Origin of the sequence: Pseudonocardia nigra (assembly GCF_019396355.1) — a bacterium.
Classification (GTDB): Bacteria; Actinomycetota; Actinomycetes; order Mycobacteriales; family Pseudonocardiaceae; genus Pseudonocardia; species Pseudonocardia nigra.
The window spans coordinates 1-13997 of record NZ_JAHKRK010000217.1 but is presented as its reverse complement, the minus strand read 5'-3'; the positions used below and the strand labels follow the sequence as shown (position 1 = coordinate 13997).

Annotated in this window: 14 protein-coding genes and 1 pseudogene; 6 read left to right on the top strand and 9 right to left on the bottom strand. The window is 74.8% G+C overall.

What is annotated here, in order from left to right; all coding sequences use genetic code 11:
- The 3 genes and pseudogenes from KME75_RS34125 to KME75_RS45310 all read right to left on the bottom strand — a co-directional run.
- Positions 1–754: pseudogene (locus tag KME75_RS34125) on the bottom strand (hypothetical protein); the annotation flags it as partial.
- 145 nt (positions 755–899) lie between these two features.
- A complete protein-coding gene (locus tag KME75_RS34120) occupies positions 900–1604 on the bottom strand; it encodes an ABC transporter ATP-binding protein (protein ID WP_219419070.1) in 705 nt (234 codons plus the stop codon).
- Positions 1601–1723 carry a hypothetical protein gene (locus KME75_RS45310; RefSeq protein WP_281424806.1) on the bottom strand — a complete coding sequence of 41 codons (123 nt, stop codon included), beginning with the start codon at positions 1721–1723 and terminating at the stop codon, positions 1601–1603. The genes KME75_RS34120 and KME75_RS45310 overlap by 4 nt, the downstream gene beginning before the upstream one ends.
- 120 nt (positions 1724–1843) lie before the next feature.
- Between KME75_RS45310 and KME75_RS34115 the strand changes: the two genes are divergently transcribed.
- Both KME75_RS34115 and KME75_RS34110 read left to right on the top strand, forming a co-directional pair.
- Positions 1844–3028: a sensor histidine kinase gene (locus KME75_RS34115; protein ID WP_219419069.1), complete on the top strand. Its 1185-nt coding sequence runs from the start codon at positions 1844–1846 to the stop codon at positions 3026–3028.
- Complete coding sequence (locus KME75_RS34110; protein ID WP_219419068.1) at positions 3025–3663, top strand: response regulator; 639 nt, start codon at positions 3025–3027, stop codon at positions 3661–3663. Before KME75_RS34115 ends, KME75_RS34110 begins: the two co-directional genes overlap by 4 nt.
- A gap of 53 nt (positions 3664–3716) precedes the next feature.
- Here KME75_RS34110 and KME75_RS34105 read toward each other — a convergent pair whose 3' ends face one another.
- Positions 3717–4622, bottom strand: a complete 906-nt coding sequence (locus KME75_RS34105; protein WP_219419067.1) for a S1C family serine protease — start codon at positions 4620–4622, stop codon at positions 3717–3719.
- Positions 4623–4686: 64 nt separating this feature from the next.
- Complete coding sequence (locus KME75_RS34100; RefSeq protein WP_219419066.1) at positions 4687–5259, bottom strand: peptide deformylase; 573 nt, start codon at positions 5257–5259, stop codon at positions 4687–4689.
- Positions 5260–5414: 155 nt separating this feature from the next.
- Between KME75_RS34100 and napA the strand changes: the two genes are divergently transcribed.
- Both napA and KME75_RS34090 read left to right on the top strand, forming a co-directional pair.
- Positions 5415–5720 carry a nucleoid-associated protein NapA gene (gene napA, locus KME75_RS34095; protein ID WP_219419065.1) on the top strand — a complete coding sequence of 102 codons (306 nt, stop codon included), beginning with the start codon at positions 5415–5417 and terminating at the stop codon, positions 5718–5720.
- A gap of 98 nt (positions 5721–5818) precedes the next feature.
- The gene (locus tag KME75_RS34090) at positions 5819–6685 is read left to right on the top strand and encodes a LytR C-terminal domain-containing protein (RefSeq protein WP_308283335.1); all 867 of its coding nucleotides are present in this window, start codon (positions 5819–5821) and stop codon (positions 6683–6685) included.
- A 10-nt stretch (positions 6686–6695) separates the two neighbouring features.
- Here KME75_RS34090 and KME75_RS34085 read toward each other — a convergent pair whose 3' ends face one another.
- The 4 genes from KME75_RS34085 to moeA all read right to left on the bottom strand — a co-directional run bounded on the left by KME75_RS34085 (position 6696) and on the right by moeA (position 12455).
- Positions 6696–8960 carry an AAA family ATPase gene (locus tag KME75_RS34085; RefSeq protein ID WP_219419064.1) on the bottom strand — a complete coding sequence of 755 codons (2265 nt, stop codon included), beginning with the start codon at positions 8958–8960 and terminating at the stop codon, positions 6696–6698.
- A 135-nt stretch (positions 8961–9095) separates the two neighbouring features.
- Entirely contained in the window at positions 9096–10091 is a 996-nt protein-coding gene (gene pssA, locus KME75_RS34080) for a CDP-diacylglycerol--serine O-phosphatidyltransferase (protein WP_219419063.1), read from the bottom strand.
- Positions 10091–10840, bottom strand: coding sequence for a phosphatidylserine decarboxylase (locus KME75_RS34075; protein WP_219419062.1), 750 nt, complete (start codon positions 10838–10840; stop codon positions 10091–10093). Before KME75_RS34075 ends, pssA begins: the two co-directional genes overlap by 1 nt.
- A 388-nt stretch (positions 10841–11228) precedes the next feature.
- Positions 11229–12455, bottom strand: coding sequence for a molybdopterin molybdotransferase MoeA (moeA, locus tag KME75_RS34070; protein WP_308283333.1), 1227 nt, complete (start codon positions 12453–12455; stop codon positions 11229–11231).
- A 103-nt stretch (positions 12456–12558) separates the two neighbouring features.
- On the opposite strand from moeA, the gene KME75_RS34065 reads away from it, so the two are divergent.
- Together KME75_RS34065 and groEL are read left to right on the top strand one after the other, a co-directional pair.
- The gene (locus KME75_RS34065; protein ID WP_075944303.1) at positions 12559–12762 is read left to right on the top strand and encodes a cold-shock protein; all 204 of its coding nucleotides are present in this window, start codon (positions 12559–12561) and stop codon (positions 12760–12762) included.
- Positions 12763–13013: 251 nt separating this feature from the next.
- Positions 13014–13997: chaperonin GroEL (gene groEL / locus KME75_RS34060; RefSeq protein WP_219419060.1), on the top strand; the 984-nt coding region annotated here is incomplete at its 3' end.

The window sequence follows — 13997 nt, the reverse complement described above, 5'->3', positions numbered from 1 at the left end:
CGAGCACGGCGGCTCCGGTGGCGATCGCGGTCACCTCGGTGACCGCGGCGACCGTGACCTGACCGGTGGACGCCCCCAGCAGGCGCAGCAGCGCCAGCCGCTCGACGCGCCGCGCCGCCGTCAGCCGGGCCGACGCACCGAGCAGGCTCGCGACCGGGAACACCAGCAGCGCGGCCGCCACGAACGTGAGCTGGCGGTAGAACTCCAGCATCCCGACGGACGTGTCGCCGAAGCCGGCGATCGGTACGGCGTCCTCGGTGTACACCGGGTCGCCCGCCGGCCTGCCGCTGATCGCGACGAGCTCGTCGGGGCCGCGCAGCCCCTCCTTCGCGATCACCCCCGTCGGCGCCGGGAAGCGCTCGGCCAGCGCGTCCGGTGGCAGCTGCCGCATCAGCTCGGCCAGCGCGGGCGAGACCCACAGCTCGCCGGGCGCCGGCATCCGCGACAGCCCCGGCGGCGGGGCGGCGTCCGGCTGCGGGCCGACCAGGTCCACCAGGTGCAGCGGCCGCCCGGCCACGGCGCCGGTGGTCGTGCGCAACAGCGCCACCGGCTCGCCCGAGGTCGCCACCGGTTCCTCGGTACGCCAGCCGGTGCGAGCCTCGCGCTCGTCCCAGCCGTGGAGCGCCCCGATCGCGACCGCGAGCAGCAGCGTGCCGACCGCGATCCCGGCGCCCACCAGCGCGGCGGAGGTGAACGCCCGCCTGCCCCCGAGCCGCAGCAGCCGCAGGCTCAGCCCGGCCGTCCGCGCGATCACGGGCACCCCCCGGCGCCCGCGATCCGTCCGCGAGTCGGCACGAAACAGCGCGCGAGTCGGCACGAATCGGCGCGCGAGTGGCGGCGTTCCGGCGCCAGATCGTCGCGACTCGGCCGCCACTCTGTGCCGACTCGCGGGGTGGGGGTCACGGCTGCACCGCCGCGACCGGGGACTCCGCGACGCCGACGGGGGCGGTGCGCCCGTCCCGGATCCCGACGACCCGGTGGCAGCGGTCGGCGACCTCCGCGTCGTGGGTGACGACGACGACGCCCGTGCCGGTGCGGGTGGCGAGGCCCGCCAGCAGCTCCATGATCCGTTGCCCGGTGGCCGAGTCGAGCGCCCCGGTCGGCTCGTCGGCGAACACGACCTCCGGCTCGGTCACCAGCGCCCGCGCGATCGCCACGCGCTGCTCCTGCCCGCCGGACAGCTGCCCCGGCCTGCGTCCCTCCAGCCCGGCGAGCCCGAGGTGGGGGAACCAGCCGGCGGCGCGCGCGGTGGCGTCGGTCCGGCGCATGCCGCCGAGCATCAGCGGCAGCGCCACGTTCTCCACGGCGGGCAGCTCCGGCAGCAGCTGGCCGAACTGGAACACGAACCCCAGCCGGGAGCCGCGCAGGGCCGTCCGCCGGGCCTCGGACCACCCCTCGATCCGGTCCGCGCCGAGCCACACCTCGCCCTCGGCGGGCGCCAGGATCCCGGCCAGGCAGTGCAGCAGCGTCGACTTGCCCGACCCGGACGGCCCGGTCACGGCGACGACCTCGCCGCGGTGCACGACGATGTCCGCGCCGCTCAGCACCGTGGTGGCCCCGAAGCGGTGGGTGATGCCGACGCCGCGCAGGACGGGCCGGGTCACCGCCCGCTCCTTGCCGTGCCGACGTGCTCGAGCAGCGGGAGGGCCGCCATCACCAGCAGGAGCAGCAGCCCCGCCATCCAAGCCCCGGTGCCCAGCACCGCGGCGAACATCTCCGTCATGCCGAAGACGATCTCCCGGTCCGGCGTCCCTCCGCCTCGGCCGGAGGTCGGAACCCGGGTGGGCGACGTCGTACTTCCGGCCGAGGGGTGGCTCGCGACCCCCGGCATAGGCTGCTCGCCATGGTCCGCCTGCTCCGCGGGGCCCGGCGGCGGTTCGGCCTGGTCGCCGAGGTGGCCGCCTACGGCTTCTGGTTGTTGATCGACGTGGCCGTCACCGTGAGCGTGGGCTCCCCGCTGACCGCCGTGGCGGGTCTGCTCGTCCCCGTGCTGGTCCTGCTCCGTAGGCGGGACGGCTTTGCCGTCGTGCCCATGGCGATGGGCGCGATCGGGACGTCCATCGCCGTCTCGGCGTTCGCGGGCGCCACCCAGCTGCTCGTCATGGGTGGGGGAGACAGTGCGTTCCTGTCGTTCGCCGAGCAGCTCGCGCTCGCCGTCATCGTCGTCGTCGTGCTGCACCGCTGCGAGCTGCGCACGGCGCTGCTGCTCACCGCGGCCGCCGCCGTCGCGATCGTCGGGTCCCCGATCGTGCGGACCGGCGACACCGGTCTCGGCGGCCCGCTCGGGCTGTTCACCGTGCTGTCCGCACTGGGGTGGGGCGGGGCGGTCGCGATCGGGCTGGTGCTGCGCGACGTGGCCACCCAACGGCGGGCGGCGGTCGAGGACACCCGCTCGTCCGAGCGCATGGAGCTGGCCCGTGAGCTGCACGACGTGGTCGCCCACCACGTCACCGGCATCGTCGTCGCGGCGCAGGCCGCCGCCGTCGTCGCCCGCACCTCCCCGGACGACGTGGACCGAGCGCTCGCCGCGATCGAGGGCGCGGGGACGGACGCGCTGGCCGCGATGCGCCGCATGGTGGGGGTGCTGCGCGGCCAGGACGCCGAGGGCGCGCGCACGCCCGGCGCCGAGCTGCGGGAGATCCGGACGCTGGTCGGGCGGTTCGACCCCGAGGGCACGCTCGTCCGACTCGACGCCGATCCCGGCCTGGAGCACGCCGTGCTGCCCGCTGGGGTCGCCGCCACCGGCTACCGGGTCGTGCAGGAAGCTCTCACCAACGTCCGCAGGCACGCGCTCGGCGCATCGATCGTCGAGGTGGACGTCCGGATCCGTGAGGAGGCCCTGCTGGTGTCGGTGCGCAACGACGGTGTCCCCGCCGTGCCGGTGGTGCCGCGGACGGGGTCGAGCGGGTTCGGCCTCGTCGGGATGCACGAGCGGGTGGAGGCACTGGGCGGGTTCCTGACCGCCGGTCCGACCGCGCCCGGCGTCTGGACGGTGGCGGCCCGGCTGCCGCTGCAGGGTGCGCGATGATCCGGGTGTTGCTCGCCGACGACCAGGAGATGGTCCGCACCGGCTTCCGGCTGATCCTGTCCGCTGAGGACGGGGTCGAGGTGGTGGGCGAGGCGGGCACCGGCGTCACCGCCGTGCAGCTGGCTCGGCAGCTGCGCCCCGACGTGGTGCTGATGGACATCCGCATGCCCGAACTCGACGGGCTCGAGGCCACCCGCGCGCTGATGGCCGACCCGGAGCCGCCGCGGATCGTGGTGGTCACGACGTTCGACCTGGACGAGTACGTCTACGGGGCGCTGCGCGCGGGCGCCTGCGGGTTCCTGCTCAAGGACGCCGGGCCGCGCCTGCTCGTGGAGGCCGTGCGGGCCGCGGCGGCGGGCGATGCACTGGTGTCCCCGTCGGTCACCGTCCGGCTGCTGGAACACCTCGCCGCCCGGCCAAACGGCCAGGAGGAGCTGCGCGAGCCGCTGTCGCCGCGCGAGCTGGACGTGGTCAGGGCGGTCGCCCGCGGGCGGACGAACGCCGAGATCGCCGCCGAGCTGTTCGTCTCGTTGTCGACGGTCAAGACGCACCTCACGAACGTGCAGACGAAGCTCTCGGCCCGCAACCGCACGGAGATCGCCGTGTGGGCCTGGGAGCACGGATTGGTGCGCTGACGCGCCCGTGAGTGCGAACGTCGTCCTGACGACGTTTTGCACTCACGAGGGTGTCAGCCCAGTTCCGTGGGCACCGCGATCACGTCGACCATCGCCCCGTTGCGCAGCACCGTCACCGACAGCGGGACGCCGATCGCCTCGCCGAACAGCTGCCGCTGGATCCCCTGCGCGTCCTGCACCGGGCGGCGGCCGACGTCGAGCACGAGGTCGCCGGCGCGCAGCCCGGCCCGCTCGGCGGGGCTCCCGCTGATCACCTCGGCGAGCCGCAGCCCGTTGGCGCGCCCGTAGCGGTCGGCGACGGTGGCGGGCACCGGCGCCGGGCTGCCGACGACACCGAGGTAGGCCCGCCGCACCCGGCCGTCCGCGAGCAGGGTGGCGACGATGTGCCGAGTCGTGGCGTTCACCGGCACCGCGAGCCCCAGCCCGACGCCCGCGACGGCCGTGTTGATCCCGACGACGCGGGCCCGGCTGTCGGCCAGCGCTCCACCGGAGTTGCCGGGATTGAGCGCGGCGTCGGTCTGGATGACGTCCTCGACCACCCGGCCGGCTCGGCCGCTGCGGGTGGGCAGGGCCCTGCCCAAAGCGCTGACGACGCCCGCCGTGACCGAGCCGGCGAGCCCCAGCGGGTTTCCGACCGCGACGACGAGCTGACCGACCACGAGATCGTCGGCGTTGCCGAGCCGCACCGGCCGCGGCAGCTCCGCCGGGGCGGCACGGAGCACGGCGAGGTCGGACAGCGGGTCGGAGCCGACGACGGACACGTCGACCTGAGTGCCGTCGACGAAGTCGGCCCGCCCGCGCCGGGCCTCGCCGACCACGTGCGCGTTGGTCACCAGCACCCCGTCGTCGACGACGACCGCGGAGCCGCTGCCCCGGCCGGTGCGGACGGCGGCCACCCGGCCGGTCAGCTCGGCGGCCACCGCACTCACGATGCGGGAGTAGGAGTCGAGCTCGTCCACCGCGACCTCCCTTGCTTACAGCGTTGCGTTGCAAGGGAAACGTCGCGCCGCACAGCCCTGTTCCTCAGACCTCCTCGGCCTGCTGGGTGGCCGGGTCCCACGCGAGGCCCGGCACGTTCCAGCCGTTGCGCTTCAGCATCTTGCGCGCGGCGCGCTGGTTGCGGCCGATCAGCCGGTCGAGGTAGATCACGCCGTCGAGGTGATCGGTCTCGTGCTGCAGGCACCGGGCCAGGAAGCCGCGGCCCTCCACCTGCACCGGCTCGCCGTCGGCGTCCACGCCCGTGACCCGGGCCCACTCCGCCCGCCCGGTCGGGTACTGCTCGGCGGGGACCGACAGGCAGCCCTCCTCGTCCTCGTCCGGGTCGGGCATCGTCTCCGGGCGCTCCGAGGTCTCCAGCACCGGATTGACGACGACGCCGCGCACCCGCGTGCGCGGCTCCTCGTCGGGGCAGTCGTAGACGAACAGCCGCAGGTCCACACCGATCTGGTTCGCCGCGAGCCCGACGCCCTCGGCGGCGGCCATCGTGTCGAACATGTCCTCCACCAGCGCGTGCAGCGCGTCGTCGAAGATCTCGACGGGGCGCGTCGGGGTGTGCAGGACGGGATCGCCGATGATGCGGATGGGTCGAACGGCCACGGCGAGGACCCTACGCGGCGCCCGCTCCCGACCCGCCGATCCACTCCACGGAGTGGTGCGTCCCTACCCGGGTGATGTCGGTCCCCCGTGGTTCAATTGCCGCGGGAAATGACAGACATGTCATTCCCGGTCAGCGAGGCGCAGCAAGGAGCGTGATGGAGTCCGCCACCGAGCCCAGCGGGGTGTCCCCCGCCGGCAGCGCGAGCCGCGAACTGGACCGCAGGGAGCGCGAGATCCTCGCCTTCGAGGGTCAGTGGTGGAAGTACGCGGGCGCGAAGGAGCAGGCGATCCGCGAACTGTTCGACATGTCCGCTACACGCTACTACCAGGTGCTCAACGCGCTCGTCGACAAGCCGGAAGCGCTCGCGGCCGACCCACTGCTGGTCAAGCGGCTCCGCAGGCTCCGGGCCAGCAGGCAGCGCACCCGCGCGGCGCGTCGCCTGGGCATGGAGCCGTGGTGACGGCACCATGATCCACGCCATGGGCGGACGCTGACCGGCCGCGGCACCTCCACAGCACCGCCGGCAACGGCGGCGATCATCGTCACCGAGGAGCAGACGTGGCAACACCTTCTCCATCCGGCGGACCGTCGCCGCTGCGGGTCGGCGGACTCGCGCTCCTGGGTGCGGGCGTCGTCGCCGGCATCATCGGCCTCGCCACACTCGCGATGAACGACGGCGGCGGCGGCACCCCGTCGGCGGCGCCCGACCCGGCCGCCTCGGTCACCGACACGGCCTCGCCGTCCCCGGGCGGCGGCCCGACCGACGGGTCCGTCCCCCCGAGCGGCCCCGCACTCGACGACCTCGTCCCGATCCCGTCCCCCGGCGAGCAGGTTCCGGGAGCTCCCGGCGCCGAGCCCGGGGCACCGGGCGCACCCGGGGCCGAGCCGGGCGCACCGGGTGTCCCGGGGGAAGCCCCTGACGCCCCCGCTCCCGGCGCCCCGGCACCGGGGCAGCCCGGCGCGGCGCCGGAGGCCGGCGCGCCGAACGGCTCCGGCGGCGAGGGCAAGGTCGGCGACGCCCCGGGCGCCGCGGGCACGGGTGGCAGCGGCTCGGGCAGCGCCGGCACCGGGGGCAGCTCCTCGGGAGGCACCTACTCCGGAGGCCCGGCCGCACGCGGCGGTGCGGAGGCCGTGCGAGCCCCGGTCCGCGTCTACAACAACAGCACGATCAGCAGGCTCGCGGCCCGCGCCGCGGAGGACTTCCGGCGGGCAGGCTGGCAGGTCGAGGAGGTCGCCAACTACCCGCACGGGATCATCCCGACGAGCACCGTCTACTTCCGGCCCGGCACGAATGAGCAGCAGGCCGCCGAGGCGCTGGGCCGCGAGTTCGACCTGCGGGTCGAGCCGCGGTTCGAGGGCCTGACGGAGGCAAGTCCCGGCCTGATCGTGATCGTCACGAACGACTACGGCCAGCGGAGCCGCTGACCGGCACCGGTCAGCGGCGCTCGGCGTAGGCCTCCAGCGTCGCCAGCTGTGCCTCGTCCAGCGACGGCGGCACCGCCGCCGTGGCGGCCGCGATGTGCTCGCTCGTCACCTCGGCTGCGTCGAGCGACTCGCGCATCGCGGTGAGCGCCGCCTCCCGGATCACGGCGGCGCAGTCGGCGGCGGAGTAGCCCTCCAGCTGCGCGCCCAGCGCGTCGAGGTCGACGTCCTCGGCGAACGGCGTGTTGCGGCCCGCGGCCCGGAGGATCTCCGCCCGCGCGGCGGCGTCCGGCGGCGGGACGTACACCAGCCGCTCCAGTCGCCCCGGCCGCAGGAGAGCGGGGTCGATCAGCTCCGGCCGGTTGGTGGCGCCGACGACGATGACGTCCCGCAGCGGCTCGGCGCCGTCGAGCTCGGTGAGCAGCGCGGCGACGACCCGGTCGGCCACCCCGGCGTCGGACGACTGCCCGCGGCGCGGCGCCAGCGCGTCCACCTCGTCGAGGAACACCAGCGCGGGCGCGGCGTCGGCGGCTCGGCGGAAGAGCTCCCGGACCGCCCGCTCGGACTCGCCCACGTACTTGTCGAGCAGCTCGGCCCCCTTCACCGCGAGGACGTTGAGCTGCCCGGTGCCGGCGAGCGCGCGCAGCAGGAACGTCTTGCCGCACCCGGGCGGACCGTAGACGAGCACGCCGCGGGGCGCGGCCACGCCGAGCCGGGCGAACGAGTCGGGGTACTGCAGCGGCCACAGCACGGCCTCGGTGAGCGCCTGCTTCACCTCGGCCATGTCACCGACCTGGTCGAGGGTGATCCCGCCGGTCTGCAGGGTGTCCGACGACGACATCGAGATGGGCCGGACCGACGCGACGGCGTCGAGCAGGTCCTGTTGGACGATGCGCGGCTCGTCGTCGTCGGGGTGGCGCAGCGCGGCCTGCACTGCGGCTTCCCGGCGCACCGCGACGAGGTCGGCGGCGACGAACCCCGGCGTGCGCTCGGCGACGGCCTTCAGCTCGACGCGGTCGGCCAGCGGCACGGCGGTGAGCAGCTTGCGGAGCAGCTCGGTGCGGGTGCGCAGGTCGGGGAGGGCCAGCCCCAGCTCGCGGTCGACGAGGTCGGGCGCGCGCAGCCGCGGGTCGACCGACTCCGGGGCGGACGTCGTGGCGACGAGAGCGAGTCCCGGCGTGCCGACGGCCTCGCGCAGCGCGTCCAGCACGATCGTGGCCAGCGGCGGCGGGGACGCGGCGGGCAGCAGCGCCTCCACGTCGGTGACGACGAGGACGGTGCGGGTGCCGGCGCGGGCGGCCGAGCGGGCCGCGCCGACGAGCTCGTGCACCCGCTGGGCCGCGGCCCCCGCCTCCAGCGCCGCCACGCCGGGTGCGGCCAGCTCGACGCACTGCGCGCCGACGGCCGCCGCGACGCTGCGGGCCAGCGTCAGCTTGCCGACCCCCTCCGGCCCGGTGACGAGCACGCCGAGGCGCGCCGAGCCGCCGAGGCGGGCGAGCAGCTCCGGGCGGTCGAGGGTGAGCTCCAGCCACTCGACGAGCCTGCGGGCGGGCGCGGTGTTGCCCACGAGGTCCTCGAGGGCGACCGCGGGCTCGGCCGGAGGCTGCTGCTGCCCGTCGGCCGCGGCGGTGGGCGACGCGGCGACGAACGGCCGCGCGGCGCTGGGGGTGCCCACACCGCCCGCGGGGGCGGCGGGCGGCGCCGGGGCGCCGGTGGCCGCGCCGCCCTCCCAGCCGACCACCGTGCTCGGGCGGACGGCCACCGCGCCCGCAGGCTCGACGGTGGCCACGGTGAGCAGCTCGGTGGTCCACGCGCTGCCCAGCGCCCCAGCGACCCGTCGCCGGGCGGCCGACGCGTCCAGCCCGGGGGCGGGCTCGATGTCCTGCGGCAGCAGCGACACGGCGTCCCCGCCGGTGACCACCTTGCCCAGCAGCGCCAACCGCACCGTCTCCGGCGTCAGCGCGGCGCGGGCGAGCCGGGAACCGGTGAGCAGCACGCGGCGGGCGGGCTCGACGCGCGCCGGCGCCACCACGACGGCGGCGCCGTCCGCGAGCCCGGCGTTGGAGAGCGTGACGTCGTCGAGGGTCGCCTGCCCCGGCGGCCCGTCGGCGGGCGCGACGAGCGCGGTGGTCACCCGCGCGCCGGTGAGCGTGACGGCGTCCCACGAGCGCAGGCCGAGCGCGTCGAGGACCTCGGGGTGCAGCCGGACGACGCCCCGGCGCGCATCGGCGGCGGAGGCGGCGAGGCGGGCGACGAGGGTGATCGAGGGAGCGGCCACACCGGAACGCTATCGGCCCGCGGAGACCGCCCGGGTGGGCCCGCCGAGTTGCAGCAAAGCCACTTTCACGCAACCATGTTGCAGCAAAGTGGCCTTGCTGCGATCAAGCCGGCCCCGCCCCGGGTTCCGATCCCCTCAGCGGCGGCGGGCCCGGCGCAGCCCGAGCCGGAGCCGCCCGCGCGGCTGCGGCACGGCGCCGGGCGCGCGCCCGTCGACGCGGCGGGTGCGCTGGAGCGCCCCGGACGGGTCGTCGCCGAAGCGCCGCACGGCGCGCGCCATCGCGCTGGCGCGGCCGGCCACGCGGTGCCGCATGGGCGAGCGCAGCCCCAGCCGGCGCGCCGACCGCGCGGCGCGGGCGACGGCGCGGCGCTCCCGCCCCGGCACGTGCCAGGCCTCCGGGTGCCGGGCGAGCCAACGGTGCCGGTGGACGGTGTAGGGGATCAGCACCAGGTAGACGGCCGCGCCGATCGCGAGGCCCAGGAACGGCACCGTGATCAGCACCGCCGCCGCGAGGCCGACGAGGACGAGCAGCGGCGCGATGTAGCGCGGCGGCACCCGCACTGTCTTGAACGACAGCGTCGGCAGCCTGCTCACCATCAGCCCGGCGATGACGAGCGCCCACAGCCCGACCACGACCGGCGAGGACCACCAGAAGCCGGGACCGAAGTGCAGCGTGAGGAAGAGCGGGATCCCGGCCGACAGGGCAGCGGCAGGCGCGGGGACACCGACGAAGAACTCCTGGGAGAAGGGGTACTCGTCCTCGACGTCGATGAGCGTGTTGAACCGGGCGAGGCGCAGCATCATGCACACGGCGAAGACGAGCGCCATCACCCAGCCGAACCGGTTGCCCTCGAGCGCCCAGATGTAGAGCACCAGCGCGGGTGCGACGCCGAAGGACACCAGGTCGGCGAGCGAGTCGAGCTCGGCCCCGATGCGGGTGCTCGCGTCCAGCAGCCGGGCCAGCCTGCCGTCGAGCGCGTCGCACAGCGCCGCGGCACCGACCGCGGCCACGCTGAGCTCGAACCGGCCGCCGAGGGCGAAGTAGACCGCCGAGAGCCCGGAACAGAGCGCGAGGACGGTGACCGCGTTCGGCAGCAGGCGGACGCCCGCGGCGTAGCTGGGCGTGGGCATCAGCCGCTCCCGTCGGGCAGCTGCGCAAGGACGGTCTCGCCGCCGATCGTGTGCTGGCCGACGGCGACCGTCACCCGCGAGCCGGGCGGGAGGTAGACGTCGACGCGGGAGCCGAACCGGATGAGCCCGTAGGTCTCGCCGGCCGCGACCTCGTCGCCGGGCCCCACCTCGCAGACGATCCGGCGAGCGAGCAGGCCCGCGATCTGCACGACCCCGATCCGGGCACCCCCGGTCGTCTCGAGCAGGAGTGCGCTGCGCTCGTTGTCCTCGCTGGCCTTGTCCAGGTCGGCGGACAGGAACACGCCGGGGCGGTACTCCACGGCGAGCACGCGCCCGTCCACGGGGATGCGCTGCACGTGGACGTCCAGCAGGGACAGGAACACGCTGACCCGGGGCACCGGGACCTGCGGCAGGTCGAGCTCCGCGGGCGGGAGGACCTCGGAGATCGTGGCGACCGTGCCGTCGGCCGCCGACAGCACCACGCCGGTGAGCGGCGGGCGCACCCGGCGGGGGTTGCGGAAGAAGAGGGCGGTGGCCGCGGTCGCGAGCGCGCCGACCACCGCGCCGCGCCCGGTCACGGCGCGCACGAGGCCCGCTGCGGCGGCCACCGCGGCGACGATCGGACGGCCGCCGGGGTGCATCGGCGGGATGGTGGCCCGGATCAGCCCGGCGACGTGGCCCGGCGAGAGGCCGGCGCTGGACGGCCGGGCAGGGGGAACCCCGGGAGGGGTCCCGTTGGGGTCTGACATGGGGGCGGGTCGGCTCCTCCGGCGTGGCGACCTCGAACGGGCCGCGGTGGCGGCGGTTACGGTACGCGAGAGCAGACGGTCACTGTCTGCCACACTGCCGGGACACCCGGGAACGCAAAGGGCCGGGGCCGTCATCCCCCGAGACGACGACCCCGGCCGTGGAACCGCTCGTCCGCTCCCCAGCGACGGGCGGTGGGCTTTTGCGTCACGATGTGGGTACCCACGTCGTGCTGGAAGTATCCCCGAGTGTTCGAGCGGCCGTCCAGCTCAGAGGGACAGGAACCTCGCGATGTGCACCGATCGGCCGAACACTCACCCGTTAGACGCCAGGATCGCGGAGATCGTTGCCCACTTCGCCTGTGATGTAGCTCACATCTCCCTGTGGTGATCAGCCATCGAGCAGCCAGACGTCGACGGTCGCACCTTCGTCGAGTTCGGTGACCTCCGCCGGGACGACGACGAGGCACTCCGCCCGCGCGAGCGCGCCGAGCAGGTGCGAGGCGGGCGTGCCGATCTCCCGGACGGTGCCGCGCACGGCGTCGAGCACGCCGCGGCGGAACTGCTGCCGGCCCGCCGGCGACGTCCAGCGCTCACCCAGCGTGGCCGTCACGACGGGGCGCTCGGGATACGGATGGCCGAGCGCGGCGCGCAGGGCCGGCCGCACGAACACCTCGAACGAGACGTGCGAGCTGACCGGGTTGCCGGGCAACGTCACGACGGCGACCCCGCCGAGCTCGGCGACGCGGCCCGCACCCTGGGGCCCGCCGGGCTGCATCCCGACCTTCCCGAACTCGACGCCACGCCCGGCGAACGCGTCCTTGACCACCTCGTAGGCACCCGCGCTGACCCCGCCGGAGGTGAGCACGAGATCGACGGGCCCGGCGCCGACGCGCTCGAGCAGCCGCTCGAGGAACTGCTCGACGTCGTCGGGGACGAACCGCAGCAGCTCCGCGCGACCGCCCGCCTCCTCGACCGCGGCGGCGAGCATCGGCCCGTTCGACTCGTAGATCCGGCCCGGCTCCAGCGGCTCGCCGGGGGCGACCAGCTCCGAACCGGTGGACAGCACCAGCACCGACGGCCTGCGGCGGACCGACAGCGTCGCAGCCCCGACGGCCGCCGCCACGCCGATCTGCGCCGCGCCCAGCACCGTGCCCGCGGTGAGCACGACGTCGCCCGCCGCCACGTCCTCCCCCGCGCGCCGCACGTGCGCACCCGGGGCGGGCGCCGCCGACAGCCGCACGCGCTCCGTCCCGCCGTCGGTGCGCTCGACGGGCACGACGGCGTCGGCGCCCACCGGCAGCATCGCCCCGGTCATGATCCGGTGCACCGTGCCCGGCGCGAGCGGCGGGACGTCGGTGCGCCCGGCCGGGATGTCGGCGCCGACGGGCAGCTCGACGGGGCTTCCGTCGTCCGCACCCACGAGCTCGCCGGCCCGCACGGCGTAGCCGTCCATCGCGGAGTTGTCGAACGAGGGCAGCGCAACCGCGGCCACCACCTCGGCGGCCAGCACGCGGCCGAGTGCCTGCGCGATCGGGACCTCCTCGGCCGGCATCGGTGGCAGCAGCCCTGCAACGACGGCACGGTGCTGCGCAACGGTCCTCGAGAAGCTGGCCACGCCCGCATCCTGCCCGACGATCCGAGTCGTCTGCGCGAGGGCCGAAACGGCGCGTTCTGAGGTAGCGTCGGCCCCGTTAGTCAGCGAGCAACGTGGAGGTGCCGTGGCCCAGGGCACGGTCAAGTGGTTCAACGCGGAGAAGGGCTTCGGCTTCATCGCCACCGACGGTGGGCCGGATGTCTTCGTCCACTACAGCGCGATCCAGTCGGACGGGTTCCGGACGCTGGACGAGGGCGACCGCGTGGAGTTCGAGACGACGGCAGGTCGGGACGGCCGCAGCCAGGCCGACGCCGTGCGTCGCATCTAGGAAGGGTCCGACGGGCCGCCCTGGCGGCCTTCCGGGGGGATCGGCGGTTCGCCGGTCCCCCCGACCCGTTCGTGGGTCGGCGCCGCCTTGCACTCGTCGGCATCGAGTGCTAAAACCGGGTCTGGCACTCGGCATGCCCGAGTGCCAGAAGTCGGGCCGGTGAGATCGGCGCAGGGTTGCCGGTCGTCCGTCGCGGGCGCCGCGTTCGACACGAGACTTTCGGGTCATCCCAATCGGAGGACTACACCCCCATGGCGAAGCAGATCGCGTTCGACGAGGAGGCGCGCCGCGGGCTCGAGCGCGGCATGAACACCCTCGCCGACGCCGTGAAGGTGACGCTCGGCCCGCGTGGCCGCAACGTCGTCCTGGAGAAGAAGTGGGGCGCGCCCACCATCACCAACGATGGTGTGTCGATCGCCAAGGAGATCGAGCTCGAGGACCCCTGGGAGAAGATCGGGGCCGAGCTCGTCAAGGAAGTTGCCAAGAAGACCGACGACATCGCCGGTGACGGCACCACCACCGCCACGGTGCTGGCCCAGGCGCTGGTCCGCGAGGGTCTGCGCAACGTGGCCGCAGGTGCCAACCCGATGGCGCTGAAGCGGGGCATCGAGAAGGCCGTCGAGGCCGTGTCTCAGGAGCTGCTCAAGACCGCCAAGGAGGTCGAGACCAAGGAGCAGATCGCGGCCACCGCCTCGATCTCCGCGGCCGACAAGTCCATCGGCGACCTGATCGCCGAGGCCATGGACAAGGTCGGCAAGGAGGGCGTGATCACGGTCGAGGAGTCCCAGACCTTCGGTCTGGAGCTCGAGCTCACCGAGGGCATGCGCTTCGACAAGGGCTACATCTCGCCCTACTTCGTCACCGACGCCGAGCGCATGGAGGCCGAGCTCGAGGACCCCTACGTCCTCCTGGTCAGCTCCAAGATCTCGACGGTCAAGGACCTGCTCCCGCTGCTGGAGAAGGTCATGCAGTCGGGCAAGCCGCTGGCGATCATCTCCGAGGACGTCGAGGGCGAGGCCCTGGCCACGCTCGTCGTCAACAAGATCCGCGGCACCTTCAAGTCCGTCGCCGTCAAGGCCCCGGGCTTCGGTGACCGCCGCGAGGCGATGCTGGCCGACATGGCCATCCTCACCGGAGGCGAGGTCATCTCGGAGAAGGTCGGCCTCAAGCTGGAGAACGCCGACCTGTCGCTGCTGGGCCGCGCCCGCAAGGTCGTGGTGTCCAAGGACGAGACC

Excerpts from the sequence above, each read along its gene's own strand:
- napA (WP_219419065.1), top strand. The coding sequence starts at position 5,415 with ATGGAGTCCGCCACCGAGCCCAGCGGGGTGTCCCCCGCCGGCAGCGCG.
- KME75_RS45310 (WP_281424806.1), bottom strand. The coding sequence starts at position 1,723 with ATGACGGAGATGTTCGCCGCGGTGCTGGGCACCGGGGCTTGGATGGCG.
- KME75_RS34110 (WP_219419068.1), top strand. The coding sequence starts at position 3,025 with ATGATCCGGGTGTTGCTCGCCGACGACCAGGAGATGGTCCGCACCGGC.
- pssA (WP_219419063.1), bottom strand. The coding sequence starts at position 10,091 with ATGCCCACGCCCAGCTACGCCGCGGGCGTCCGCCTGCTGCCGAACGCG.
- KME75_RS34075 (WP_219419062.1), bottom strand. The coding sequence starts at position 10,840 with ATGTCAGACCCCAACGGGACCCCTCCCGGGGTTCCCCCTGCCCGGCCG.
- KME75_RS34115 (WP_219419069.1), top strand. The coding sequence starts at position 1,844 with ATGGTCCGCCTGCTCCGCGGGGCCCGGCGGCGGTTCGGCCTGGTCGCC.